This window comes from Rhodococcus sp. Z13 (assembly GCF_025837095.1).
Lineage (GTDB): Bacteria > Actinomycetota > Actinomycetes > Mycobacteriales > Mycobacteriaceae > Rhodococcus > Rhodococcus sacchari.
On the sequence record NZ_CP107551.1, the window covers coordinates 1,488,635 to 1,500,722 of the forward strand.

Genomic DNA, 12,088 nt, shown 5'->3' on the forward strand with positions numbered 1-12,088 from the left:
ACTGGACGGCCGTGGCCACGACCCTCACCTTCGCGGTGAGCGGTTGTGCGGGTGCCGGTGGGGCGACCACCGCGAGCGGAGCGTCGAGCGACAACCAGCTCACCATGTCGGTGCCGGCCGTACCCAACACCCTGTACCCCCTGATGGAGCCGGTTGCGGCCCAGTTCGCCCATCTTCCGATGCTCAGCAGCCTGCTGCAGTACGAACCCCAGGAACGCGGCGAGACGGTGCTCCCGGGGGTGGACCAGGTCGTCGCCGGGCTTGCGGAATCCTACGAACTCGTACCCGAGGGCCTGGTCCTGAAACTGCGGGACGCCACCTCGGCTGCCGGGAACCCTCTCACCGCCGAGGACGTCGCCTACACCTTCGAACGGGCCGTGGCCGTGGAGGACTCCATCGGGAAGTTCCTCATGACCACCGGTGGCATCGATCCCGCCGAGCCCGTCACGATCCTCGACGAGGACACCGTCCGCCTGAACGGGGCGGTCACGCCTCTGGTCCTGTTCGCCATCACCTACTACTATCCGGGCATCCTCGACAGCACCGTCGTGAAGGAACATGCCACGGCCGACGATCCGTGGGCGACGGAGTGGCTGCGCACCAACAGCGCCAACTTCGGCCCGTACACGGTGGAGTCGTTCCAGCCCGGTGAGCGGATCGTCTACACCGCCAACGAGAACTACTGGGAGGGCGAGCCCCCCTACGACAGCGTCGTGGTGCTGAGTGCCGGTGCCCAGTCGCCGGTCCAGCTGCTCAAGTCGGGGTCCGCCGACTTCGCGGCCCGTGTGCCGGGCAACGTCTACGAGGAGATGAAGGGCGTCGCCGGCTTCGACACCTACGTCTCCCCCTCGTTGAGCCAGCAGGTCGTCGTGCTCAACAAGAAGGCCACTCCGGCACTCGCGAACCCGGACGTGCGACGGGCACTGTCCATGGCGGTCGACCGGCAGCTCCTCGCCGACACCGTCTACAGCGGAACGGCCGAGCCCGCCGAATCGGTACTGTCGTCCAGCGTCCCGGGCGTGGACGGTGCCACCGGCAAGTACTTCTCGTACGACCTGGACGAGGCCAAGCGACTCATGGCGTCGACACCCTATGCCGACGGGTTCGAACTGACCCTCACCGTCAGCGCCGGGTCCGCCCCGGGTGTCGACGCGAACAGTGTCGCCATCGCCCTGCAGTCCGCCTGGAAGGAACTCGGGGTGGCGGTGCAGATCGAGAACATCGGAAGTGCGTCGCGCTTCTCCGAGGTGCAGACGTCGTCCTCGTTCGAGGCACTGCTCACCAGTGAGGCGCCGGCCGCCGCCGACATCGCCTACGCCATGAGCCTGCTGCACACCGCGGGCGGGCCCTTCAACTACGGATTCGACGACGAGCCCGCCGTCAACGACCTCGTGGCACAGGCGGTCGCCCAGCCCCTCGGCGCGGAACGCACCCGGCTCGGTGCCGAGGCGGTCGCAGCGTGGAACGAGACGATGGGGTCCATCCCGCTGGTCGACACCGGCATCGCGTACGTCGCCGCCGACGGCACCTGCGGACTCGCCACGTACCCCTACCTTGCCCCGCTCGCCTACCACCTGTCGCCCTGCTGAGCACAGAACCGGCACCAACGCGACGAAAGGGTAACGACAGTGACTGATCGGACCGTCATCGTGCGGACCGCCGACATGGAGTGGACGCCGGTGCCCAACGCCCCCGGCCTGTTCACCAAGCTGCTCCGGACACGTTCGGGCGGCGGGCGTACCGCGCTCCAGAGGATCGACACGAACGAGGGCTACACACCTCCGACCCGCGCCCACTTCCACAATGTCTACGAAGAGATCATGTGCGTGAAGGGCGCCATGAGTTTCGACTCGGTGATGTGGCTCGAACCGGTCGACTACGTCTACCACCCGCCGCGCACCGTCCACGGGTTCATGAGTGCGCTGAAGGGGGAAGCCTGGTTCCTCTCCCGGGTGGGCGGCACCCTCGACTTCAACTACATCGACGAACCCCTGGTCCGTGAGGCGTACGCGGTCGGCCGGTACCCGGAGACCAGACCGCTCGTGTACGCACCCCAGCCGCTCGGCGGCGAGCAGGGTGAGGAAGGGCCCAGGACGGTTCCCCTCAGCGTCGACACGGACAGCGGCGCGGGGAGCTGGGTGGTGGAACTCCCCGCCGGGACGAGCTACACCCCCGGGGGCCACGAGTCGGTGGACGTCGAGTTCTTCGTGGTGACCGGATCCGTGACCTACGCGGGAACCGTCCTGGAGGAAGGAACCTTCGTGTTCTCTCCCGGGCGATCCTCGGGCACCGAACCGCTCGTCGCCGCCGACGGAGCCGCGGTGGTGTACATGACGCTCCTGCCGAAGGAAGGCGACGATGCGTAGAGCAGTGATCGCCCGGCCCGGTGTCGTCGACGTCGTGGACGCGCCCGTTCCGTCCATCACCGACAGTCAGGTGCTCGTCCGCATCGTCCGGTTCTCGCCCTACGGCACCGACATCGAGATCGCCGCGGCCCGCGAACCGCGTTATCTGCGCAGCTCCTATCCCATCGGTTTCGGGGTGGACTTCGCGGGTGTCGTGGAACGGGTGGGTGCCGCCGTGGAGAACTGGACGGTCGGCGACCGCGTCACCGCAACGGGCCTGCCCACCTGCGGGAAGTGCCGGATGTGCCTGGCCGGACGGACGAACCTGTGCCGCGGCTTCATCGCCGGAGAGTTCCCCCGCCAGGAGGTCGCACAGGAGTACATCGCCGTGGAGGCGGCACACCTCACCCGCATTCCCGACGGTGTGGATCTCGACGACGCGGCGATGCTGTCCGGGGTCATGACCGCGGTCAACGGATTCGATCTCGTCCGCACCGAGAAGGACGAGGACTGCGTCGTGATCGGCCTGGGCGCCATGGGGCTGGCCGCCGTGGCGGTCGCGGTGGCGCTCGGATGCCGTGTCGTCGGAGTCGGCGTGGGGGAGGAGAACCGTCGGATGGCACGCGAACTCGGCTGCCACGAGATCGTCGACGTCCCCGAGCGCAACTTCCCGATCCGCGACGCGGTACACGAGTTGCTGCCGGACGGGCCGTCCGTGGTCTACGAATCCACCTGCAGCGACTGGGGGATCGCCCAGTCCTTCGCGGTGTGCGGCTACGGCGGCCGGGTCGCCCTCCTCGGAGGAGGAGAGGTGCCCGTCGACGGGTGGGCGCTGATCGAGCGGGAACTGACCGTCGTCGGCGTCCGCGCGGCACCGAACAAGGACAAGTCGCTGCAACTGCTGGCGCAGGGTTCCGTCGACCTGAAACCGACCATCGCGCGGCGGATCACGCTCGAAGAGCTCCCCGAGGTCTTCGACGGATGGATCAATCGGACCCCGGATCGGGTGAGAGGGAGGGTGATGGTGGATGTCGCAAACGGTTGATCGCACCGCCCTACCGGCGTCGCCGGCGCAGGACGTCCCGGACCCGGCCCCGGAGACCCCCGCCCGCAGCTCCGGTGTGCTGCGGATGTGGCAGCGCCTGCCCTGGGGTATGCGCTATTTCCTCGGACGTCTCGCCCTCGTCCCGGTGACCCTGTTCGCGCTGTGCACCCTGGCATTCGGGCTGGTCAATCTGATCCCGAGCAATCCCGCCGGTGTCCTCCTCGGCGACTTCGCCACGCCCGAGGAGATCGCCCGCGTCAACGCCGAACTCGGTCTCGACCAGAGCCTCTGGACCCGCTACGTGGAGTTCCTGAAGGCACTGGCCGGGGGCTCCCTCGGGGAGTCCTACTTCACCGGCGAGTCGGTCACGGTCGCACTCGGTGCCCGCGTGGCCTCGACACTCGAACTCGTCGTCGGCGCCTGGATCGTCGCCCTCGTACTCGGTACCACCCTCGGTGTGGCCATGGCGTACTGGAAGTCGCCGGTCGCCCGCTCGTCGATCAGCACGGGTGTCGCGCTGATCCAGGCGATTCCGGACTTCGTCCTGGGAATCCTGGGCAGCCTGGTCTTCTTCTACTTCCTCGGCGTGCTGCCGCTCCCCCTGGGGCAGCTCCCGATGACGGCGTCGTCGCCCCCGGCCATCACCGGCGCAGCGTTCCTGGACGCCGTGCTCACCGGTGACTGGAGCACGGCGGGGGCCGCCGCCCAGCAGATGGTCCTGCCGATCGCGGCGCTCGGGATCTCCGGCAGCGTCGTGTTCGCCCGCGTGGTGTACGCGGCGGCCGCGGAGGTCTTCGCCTCGTCGCACACAGCGTTCGCCCGGGCCCGTGGGATCGGGGAACCGACCGTCGTCCGCCTCGCCGTGCGTGCCTCGCTGCTTCCGGCGGTGGCGGCGAGCGGAATCGTGGTCGGCAGCCTGATCGGCGGCAGCGCGGTGGTCGAGGTGGTCTTCAACTGGCAGGGGCTCGGCCAGTGGGGCGCGGAGGGCGCGCTCGAGGCCGACATCCCGGTGCTCGAGGGCTACATCATCGCGGGTGCCGGCCTGGCGCTGCTCGCGTACATCGTCGCCGACATGTCCATGTACTGGCTCGATCCGAGAGTGCGGGTGAAGAGATGAAACGTACCGACTGGAGCGTCGTCGTCGCCGTCGTCGTGGTGGCCGGGCTCCTGCTCGCCGGCTTCGGCCCCCTGCCCTTCGATCCGCGGGAACCGCACCTCGAGGCGATCCTGACCGGTCCCGGTGCCACCCACTGGTTCGGAACCGACCGCAGCGGCCTCGACGTGTTCTCGGTGACGCTGGCCGCGACCGCGGAGATCCTGCCCATCGCGCTGGTGGGCACGCTGGTCGGCGGAGCGCTCGGCGTCGTCCTCGGTGCCCTGGCGGCCTCGGTCCTGGCGGGCCGGCAGTCGGGTTCGTCCGGCCGCAGCGAATGGCTCCTGCGCGTGCTGGACATGATGCAGTCGCTGCCCGTCGCCGTCCTGATGATCATCGTCGTCGGCATCGGGGGCAGGGGCACCAACGTCACCGGGGTGATCGCCGCTCTCGCCCTGGTCAACATCCCGCTCTTCGCGAAGGTCACCTACGCCCAGGCACTGTCGGTGGTCCACGAACCGTACGTCGTCGCGGCGCGCGGCTACGGTGCCTCCCGCACCCGGATCGCGTTGCGGCACATCCTCCCCGGGGTGTCCGGCATCATCGCGAGCCAGTTCTCGCTGTCGATCGGCAACGCGATCATCGCCCTCGCGGCCCTGGGATTCCTCGGAATCGGTATCGCCCCGCCCGACCCGAGCTGGGGTGAGCTCATCCGGCAGGGCTCGGAGGAGGTGGCCAGCGGGGTCTGGTGGCTGCTGGTCTTCCCGACCGCCACGATCTGCGCGCTCGTACTGGCGCTGAACGCGCTGGCACGTCGCCTCTCGACCAGGAAGGGGCTCGCCCATGCCTGAATCCGCCGTGCTCGGCACACCGCCGAGCCTCGTCGACACACCGACGGAACCGGTGTTGTCGGTTTCGCACCTGAGCGTCACCTATCCGGGACAGGAATCCGGCAGCCGTGCGGTGGAGGACGTGTCCCTGGACCTGCACCGCGGCGAGATCGTTGCCGTGGTGGGGGAGTCCGGATCCGGAAAGTCCACCCTCGTGCGGTCCGTGATCCGGTTGCTGCCCGCTTCGGCCGACATCCGGGGCACGATCGGTGTCGTCGGGCGGGACGGGACCCGGTACGACGACCTCCTCGCCCTTCCGGACCGGACGTTGCGGCAGGTGCGCGGCAAGGTCGTCGGATTCGTCCCCCAGAGCACGTCCGGGGCGCTGAACCCGGTGATCTCGATCCGTCGCCAGTTCGAACTCACCCTGCGGTCCGAGCGGATGAGCAGGAAGGAGATCCGCGAACGTGCGATCGAGGCACTGTTCGACGCCGGGGTCCGGGACTTCGATCTCGTGTGGCAGGCCTATCCCCACGAACTGAGCGGCGGTCTCGCCCAGCGGGTCGTGATCGCCCTGGCCATCTGCAAGCGACCCAGCGTCCTGCTCGCCGACGAACCCACCACCGCCCTGGACCCCATCGTCCAGGCCGACGTGCTGGCACGCCTGCGTCACACGGTGATGGAGACCCGTTCGGCGGCCCTGCTGATCACCCACGATCTCGGTGTCGCGGCGCGCTACGCCGACCGCATCGTCGTGATGCTGCACGGGCGTGCCGTCGAATCCGGTGCGGTGGGTGACGTCGTCTCCGATCCCCGGCACCCGTACACCCGCGAACTCCTCGCTTCCGGAATGGGACGCGGCGCAGCCCTGCTCGGGACCACAGAACCCGTGGCCGGCGACACCGACGAGAAGGGGGCCGATCGATGACGACGGTGGAATTCGACACCTCGACCGGTGCCGTCGACGAGACACAGATGGACCGGAACTGCGCGGTCTCCCTCCGGAACGTCACCAAGCGCTACCGCAAGGGAAACCGGGACGTGCTCGCCCTCGACAGCGTGGATCTGACGATCCGGGCGGGGGAGCGGCTGGCGCTCATCGGCGAGAGCGGTTCGGGCAAGTCCACCATCGGCAAACTCGTCCTCGGCCAGATCGGCGCGGACGAGGGAGATGTGGACGTCCTCGGAACCGGCACGCTCGGAGGCAAGGACCGCACTCGGCAGCTCGCCCGTCGCGTGGGCTTCGTCTTCCAGCAGCCCTTCGACTCGCTCGATCCGCGGATGAAGGTCGGCTCGTCCCTGGCCGAACCGCTGCGTATCCATCGACGCGACCTGTCGAAGGCCGAGATCGCCGAGCGGGTGTCGGACGGCCTCGCCGCCGTAGGACTTCCCCGCGAGTTCGTCTCCCGCTATCCGGGACAGTTGAGCGGCGGTCAGGCACAGCGCGTGTGCATCGCGCGGGCGTTGATGCTCCAGCCGGACCTGCTCGTCCTCGACGAACCGACCTCGGCGTTGGACGCGACGAGCCAGCGCGAGGTGCTCCGCCTGTTGTGCGACCTGCACAGCGCGCGGGAGATCGCATGGCTGTTCATCACCCACGACCTGCGCGTCGCCGAGGCGATCACCGACACGACTGCCGTCCTGCGGCACGGCGTCATGGTCGAATACGGCCCGACCGTGGAGGTCCTGGGAAATCCGGTCACGGACTACGCCCGCCGTCTGATCGATGCCAGCCTCGGGTCCGGTCTCCACGCTTCGGAGCCCGCCCCTGTCGCGGGAGGTGCGGCGCTGTGACGACGCAGGAGACACATCACAGCGGCACCCGGGTGTGCTACGACACGAACCTGTCCCGATGGGACGACCTGATCGGCGGAGGTGGATCGTGGACGGTGCTCCGCCGATCCCCGGACGGGTCCGTGCTGTCGGCACTCGTGCGCCTGGCACCCGGATCCACCCGCACCCATCGGATGCGGGCCGGTGAACTGCCGCTGATCGGCTACGTCCTCGACGGCACGATCACGATCCGGGGCGCACAGCGCGGTCGCGGCACGATGGTGGCGTTGCGCCCCCGCGGCGACGAGGAACTCACCGTCACCAGCGAAGCCGGCGCCACCGTGGTGCTCATCCGGCGCCCCGACCACGGTGCCTGCCCGGGGCTCGCCGACCACGGTGAGACGGTCCTGGTGGCGACACCGGAGGACATGCCGGTGGTCGAGTCCGTCGTGGCGGGGAAGAAGACCGGCATCACACGCCGGGTCATGTGGGTGGATTCGGCCCTCGGTGGCGACATCCGCGAGCTGACCGTGCCGCCGGGTTTCGTCGGAGCCGGCCGTGGCCACCACCCCTGTGGTGAGGAGATCCTCTGTCTCGACGGCGCGATCGTGGCGGACGAACTGCACGAGATGAAGCAGGGCTGGTATCTGTACAACCCCGCCGAGTACGTACACGGCGGGCACGAGTTCTCCGAACACGGAGCGACACTGCTCGAATGGCACGACGGTGCTTGGGATCTCGTTCTCGACCCCGCGTGACCGGTGATCGCGGCGGCATCCGGAGGAACTGCGTGACGCCGCGACACGAAGGGCACCGGCACACAGTTCGTAAGCGACGTGGAGGAGAGCACACATGGTGACGACGAACGCCGTCGGAAACCGGAATCGAACCGAGAAGGTGGCGCGGACGGCCGCGAGCGGCTCGGAGACCCACCGGCGCCGACTGGGTGTGCTGCTCGGTTTCACCGAGGAATGCCACACCCAGACGGTCCAGGAGATCGCCGCACGCATGGACATCCCGGTCAGCTCGGCGTACCGCTACGTCAGCCAACTGCGTGAGGTCGGCCTGCTGGAGGAAGCCGAGTTCGGCGGGTACCGCGTCTCGCTGCGCGCAGTCGAACTCGCACGGGCCGCACGGGCCGGGTCGGCCGGCATCGCCGAGATCACTCGCCCGGTACTCGAGCGGCTGACCCGCGAGCACGGAGAGACCTCGCTCCTCATCCGGCGGATGGGTCATGCCGTCGTCGCGGTGGACATGGAGGAGACCCGGTCCTCGGTGCGGCTGGCGTTCGAACGCGGACGGCTCATGCCCCTGAACCAGGGCGCCGCCGCGCGTGTGCTGCTGGCGGCCATGAAGCCCAGGGAACGCACCGAGTACTACGCCTCGGTCTACTCCTTCGGCGCGAGCCCGGAACTGCCCGGCGACGCCGAACTCGCCATGATCGCCGAGCAGGGCTGGGCCGAGAGCTTCGGCCAGATCGAGGAGGGCATCTGGGGATGCGCTGCCGCCATCAGGGCCCGTCGCCAGGTCGTCGCCGCACTGAGCATGGCCGGACCCATCTACCGACTCGACGCGAACCGACGTGAACAGGTGAAGGCCGCGGTCAGGGAGGCCGCCACCGAGATCAACGAACACCTGGCCCGCATCGAGTTCTGAGGAACCGGTCCGGGCGGATCGGTCCGGACACCCGCGACAACACTTTTCCGCACACGAATCTAGGGGTATTTCAATGGGACTGGATGTCACCGGCTACCGAGCGAAGATCGGAGTGGTGGTTCCCTCGACGAACACCGTCGTCGAACACGATTGCGCACTGCTGGCGCCGCACGGCGTGACCTTCCACGTGGGCCGCTCCTATGTGGAACAGCCCGCGATGGACGACCACGAGACGTTCATGGGGCTTCAGAAACAGATCAACGACTCGACCGCCGTGGCGCTGCGCGACGTGATGACGACGCAGCCCACCCACATCATGATGGGCATGTCGGCCCCCACCTTCTGCAACGGCGTGGCCGGCAACGAGGAGTTCCGTCGCCGGGTCACCGAACAGGTGGGAGGGCTTCCCGTCACGACGGGCGCCTCCGCCTGCCGCGCCGCGCTCGAAGCGCTCGGGGTCAAACGCATCGCGGTGTTCTCGCCCTACCAGCCGGTCGCCGACGGGTGGGTCGACCAGTACTTCGGTGAAGCGGGATTCGACGTCCTGCAGGTGACCGGCCTGCGCATTCCCTCGGCCACTGCGATCGCCGAGGTCGGCCCGGAACAGATCGTCGACGTGCTCCGGCGGATCGACGGCCCGGAGGTCGAGGCGATCGTCCAGGTGGGCACGAATCTCTCGATGATCCGTGTTGCGGATCAGGCCGAGCACTGGCTCGGCAAGCCGGTGATCGCGATCAACGCGGCCACCATCTGGCACACGCTGCGGATGGCAGGGTTCGACGACACCTGGGGTGACGCCGGGACGTTGCTGCGGCACCACTGACGGACAATTCTCGAAGGAGCTCGACAGACATGATGCAGGATACGAACCCGGCCGCACTCGACGCCGATGTCGTGGTCGTGGGCGGTGGCCCCGTCGGGACCACCACTGCGCTCAAACTGGCCCACGGAGGGATGCGCGTGATCGTGCTGGAAGCGCGGGAGGCGAATCTCCTGGAGGGCCGCGCCACCACCTTCCACCCCCCGACACTGGAGATGCTCGAATCCATCGGGGTCACCGAGGAACTCGTCCGGCGCGGTCTCAAGGCACCCTACTACCAGTTCCGTGACGCGAAGCTGGGAAAGATCGTCGAGCTCGATTTCGGTGTCCTGCACCAGGACACGCGTTACCCTTACCGGCTGCAGCTCGAACAGAGCCACCTCACGAAGCTCGCCGTCGACGGTCTGGAAGCACACCCGCTCGCGGATTTCCGGACCGGTTCGCGCGTCGAGTCCGTGACGCAGCTGCCCGATGGGGTCGAGGTGCACGTCGACGGTGGTGAGGTCCTCCGGGCCCGCTGGGTCGTCGGGGCCGACGGGATGCGCAGCGTGGTGCGGACCGGCCTGGGGCTCGACTTCAGTGGCCACACCTACCCGGAGAGGTATCTGGTGCTCTCCACGAGCCTTCCTCTGCACGAGATGATGGAGGACCTCGCCGCGGTCAACTACGTCGCGGACCCGGAGGCCTGGCACGTGCTCCTCCGCAATCCCGCGGGGTGGCGGATCCTCTTCCCGGCTCCGCCCACCGCGGGGACCGATGAGGAGGTGCTCAGTGACGAGTACGTCCGCCGCGAGCTCCGGCGCGTCCTGCCGGAGGCCGATCTCGCGGATCTCGACCGCGTGACACTGTACGAGGTGCACCGGAAGGTCGCGGAACGGTTCCGCGTCGGGGACATCTTCCTCGTCGGCGACGCCGCACACGTCAACAATCCGCTCGGGGGCATGGGCATGAACAGCGGCATCCACGACGGCATGCTGCTCGCCGACGTCCTGCTCGCCGGCGCCGACTCCGACGCCCTGGACGAGTGGGCGGCGAACCGCCGGGCGGTCGCCCTCGAGTTCGTCGGTGAGGAGACCGAAGGGAACTGGGAGGCGCTGCGTGAGGACGACGAGGAACGCCGGGCCCGCAAACGGGAGGAATGGCGCGCCCTCGAAGCGGACCACGGTGCTCAGCGGGAGTTCCTGCTGCGCTCGTCCATGCTCGCCAGCCTGAAATAGGTCACCTGTCCTCGGGCCGCGGGCCGGCGAACGGCCCGCGGCCCGTTCGTGTTCGGGTCCACCGTGCCGACCGTTAACCTGGGCAACAGTGCTGTTACCCGGGGGTCCGAATCCCGCAACAAGCGGTGAATACATTCGAAGTCACAGCGTGTCGGGCAGCGTGGCCGGAGCGCTTTCCCGTCTCCCCGTCCTCAGGAGTGAGTGTCATGGAAATCGGCGTCTTCATCCCCATCGGCAACAACGGCTGGCTCATCTCCAAGAGCGCCCCGCAGTACATGCCCTCGTTCGAATTGAACAAGACGATCGTGCAGAAGGCCGAGTCGTACGGACTCGACTTCGCTCTGTCGATGATCAAGCTGAAGGGGTTCGGGGGTGAGACCGAGTTCTGGGATCACAATCTCGAATCGTTCACGTTGATGGCGGGTCTGGCCGCGGCGACGGAGAAGATCAAGTTGTTCGCCTCGACGGCGATCCTGACGTTGCCGCCGGCGATCGTGGCGCGGATGGCGTCGACGATCGATTCGATCGCGCCGGGCCGGTTCGGGGTCAACATCGTGACCGGGTGGGCGCCGAACGAGTACACGCAGATGGGGTTGTGGCCGGGGGAGGAGTACTTCGGGTACCGCTATGCGCAGGCCACCGAGTACGTGACGGTGATGAAGCAGTTGTGGGCCGATGGGGTCAGCAATTTCAAGGGTGAGCACTACACGATGGACGAGTGTGTGCTCTCGCCGCGTCCGACCGGTGGTGGTGTGCCGATCGTGGCGGCGGGTCAGTCGAAGGCGGGGATGAAGTTCGCGTCGGAGATGGCCGATTTCAATTTCATCATGGGGTCGGGGATCAATACGCCGACGGCGATCTCGGAGTCGGTGGCGAGCCTGGTGTCCGCGGTCGAGGAGACGGGCCGGGATGTGGGTGCTCTGACGTTGTTCATGATCATCGCGGAGGAGACCGACGAGGCGGCGCAGGCGAAGTGGCAGGACTACCACGACAATGCCGATCTGGCGGCGCTGGGGTACATGGCGGATCAGTCGTCGGCGGATGCGACGGCCGATGAGTCGTCGACGGCGAAGACGATCTCGTTGCCCGAGGGTGCGGTGAACTTCAACATGGGTACGTTGGTGGGTTCGTACGAGTCGGTGGCGAGGATGCTCGACGAGGTCGCGGGGATCGACGGGATCAAGGGGATCATGTTGACCTTCGACGATTTCGTGGAGGGTATCGAGAAGTTCGGTACGCGGATCCAGCCGTTGATGAAGAGCCGTACCACGATTCAGGCCGCAGCCTGACACGAGCGGCGGGTGGGAGC

At 68.0% G+C, this 12,088-nt stretch carries 12 protein-coding genes; all 12 read left to right on the forward strand.

Features of this window, described 5'->3' with window-relative positions; all coding sequences use genetic code 11:
* The first annotated feature begins 11 nt into the window (after window positions 1-11).
* The 12 genes from OED52_RS06800 to rutA all read left to right on the forward strand — a co-directional run bounded on the left by OED52_RS06800 (window position 12) and on the right by rutA (window position 12,068).
* A complete protein-coding gene (locus OED52_RS06800; protein WP_264153895.1) occupies window positions 12-1,589 on the forward strand; it encodes an ABC transporter substrate-binding protein in 1,578 nt (525 codons plus the stop codon).
* Window positions 1,590-1,628: 39 nt separating this feature from the next.
* Window positions 1,629-2,366 (forward strand): cupin domain-containing protein, encoded by a 738-nt coding sequence (locus OED52_RS06805; RefSeq protein ID WP_264153896.1) that lies wholly within the window; start codon window positions 1,629-1,631, stop codon window positions 2,364-2,366.
* On the forward strand, window positions 2,359-3,390 hold the full coding sequence (locus OED52_RS06810; protein WP_264153897.1) for a zinc-dependent alcohol dehydrogenase: 1,032 nt from the start codon (window positions 2,359-2,361) through the stop codon (window positions 3,388-3,390). Before OED52_RS06805 ends, OED52_RS06810 begins: the two co-directional genes overlap by 8 nt.
* On the forward strand, window positions 3,374-4,507 hold the full coding sequence (locus OED52_RS06815; protein WP_264153898.1) for an ABC transporter permease: 1,134 nt from the start codon (window positions 3,374-3,376) through the stop codon (window positions 4,505-4,507). Before OED52_RS06810 ends, OED52_RS06815 begins: the two co-directional genes overlap by 17 nt.
* Window positions 4,504-5,334, forward strand: a complete 831-nt coding sequence (locus OED52_RS06820) for an ABC transporter permease (protein WP_264153899.1) — start codon at window positions 4,504-4,506, stop codon at window positions 5,332-5,334. Before OED52_RS06815 ends, OED52_RS06820 begins: the two co-directional genes overlap by 4 nt.
* Window positions 5,327-6,241: an ABC transporter ATP-binding protein gene (locus OED52_RS06825; protein WP_264153900.1), complete on the forward strand. Its 915-nt coding sequence runs from the start codon at window positions 5,327-5,329 to the stop codon at window positions 6,239-6,241. The genes OED52_RS06820 and OED52_RS06825 overlap by 8 nt, the downstream gene beginning before the upstream one ends.
* Window positions 6,238-7,107: an ABC transporter ATP-binding protein gene (locus OED52_RS06830; RefSeq protein WP_264153901.1), complete on the forward strand. Its 870-nt coding sequence runs from the start codon at window positions 6,238-6,240 to the stop codon at window positions 7,105-7,107. The genes OED52_RS06825 and OED52_RS06830 overlap by 4 nt, the downstream gene beginning before the upstream one ends.
* Window positions 7,104-7,844 carry a cupin domain-containing protein gene (locus OED52_RS06835; protein WP_264153902.1) on the forward strand — a complete coding sequence of 247 codons (741 nt, stop codon included), beginning with the start codon at window positions 7,104-7,106 and terminating at the stop codon, window positions 7,842-7,844. Before OED52_RS06830 ends, OED52_RS06835 begins: the two co-directional genes overlap by 4 nt.
* Before the next feature lie 94 nt (window positions 7,845-7,938).
* Window positions 7,939-8,742: an IclR family transcriptional regulator gene (locus tag OED52_RS06840; protein ID WP_264153903.1), complete on the forward strand. Its 804-nt coding sequence runs from the start codon at window positions 7,939-7,941 to the stop codon at window positions 8,740-8,742.
* 73 nt (window positions 8,743-8,815) lie between these two features.
* The gene (locus tag OED52_RS06845) at window positions 8,816-9,565 is read left to right on the forward strand and encodes a maleate cis-trans isomerase family protein (protein ID WP_264153904.1); all 750 of its coding nucleotides are present in this window, start codon (window positions 8,816-8,818) and stop codon (window positions 9,563-9,565) included.
* Window positions 9,566-9,594: 29 nt separating this feature from the next.
* Window positions 9,595-10,779, forward strand: coding sequence for an FAD-dependent oxidoreductase (locus OED52_RS06850; protein ID WP_264153905.1), 1,185 nt, complete (start codon window positions 9,595-9,597; stop codon window positions 10,777-10,779).
* A 206-nt stretch (window positions 10,780-10,985) separates the two neighbouring features.
* Window positions 10,986-12,068 carry a pyrimidine utilization protein A gene (gene rutA / locus OED52_RS06855; RefSeq protein WP_264153906.1) on the forward strand — a complete coding sequence of 361 codons (1,083 nt, stop codon included), beginning with the start codon at window positions 10,986-10,988 and terminating at the stop codon, window positions 12,066-12,068.
* Window positions 12,069-12,088 lie beyond the last annotated feature (20 nt).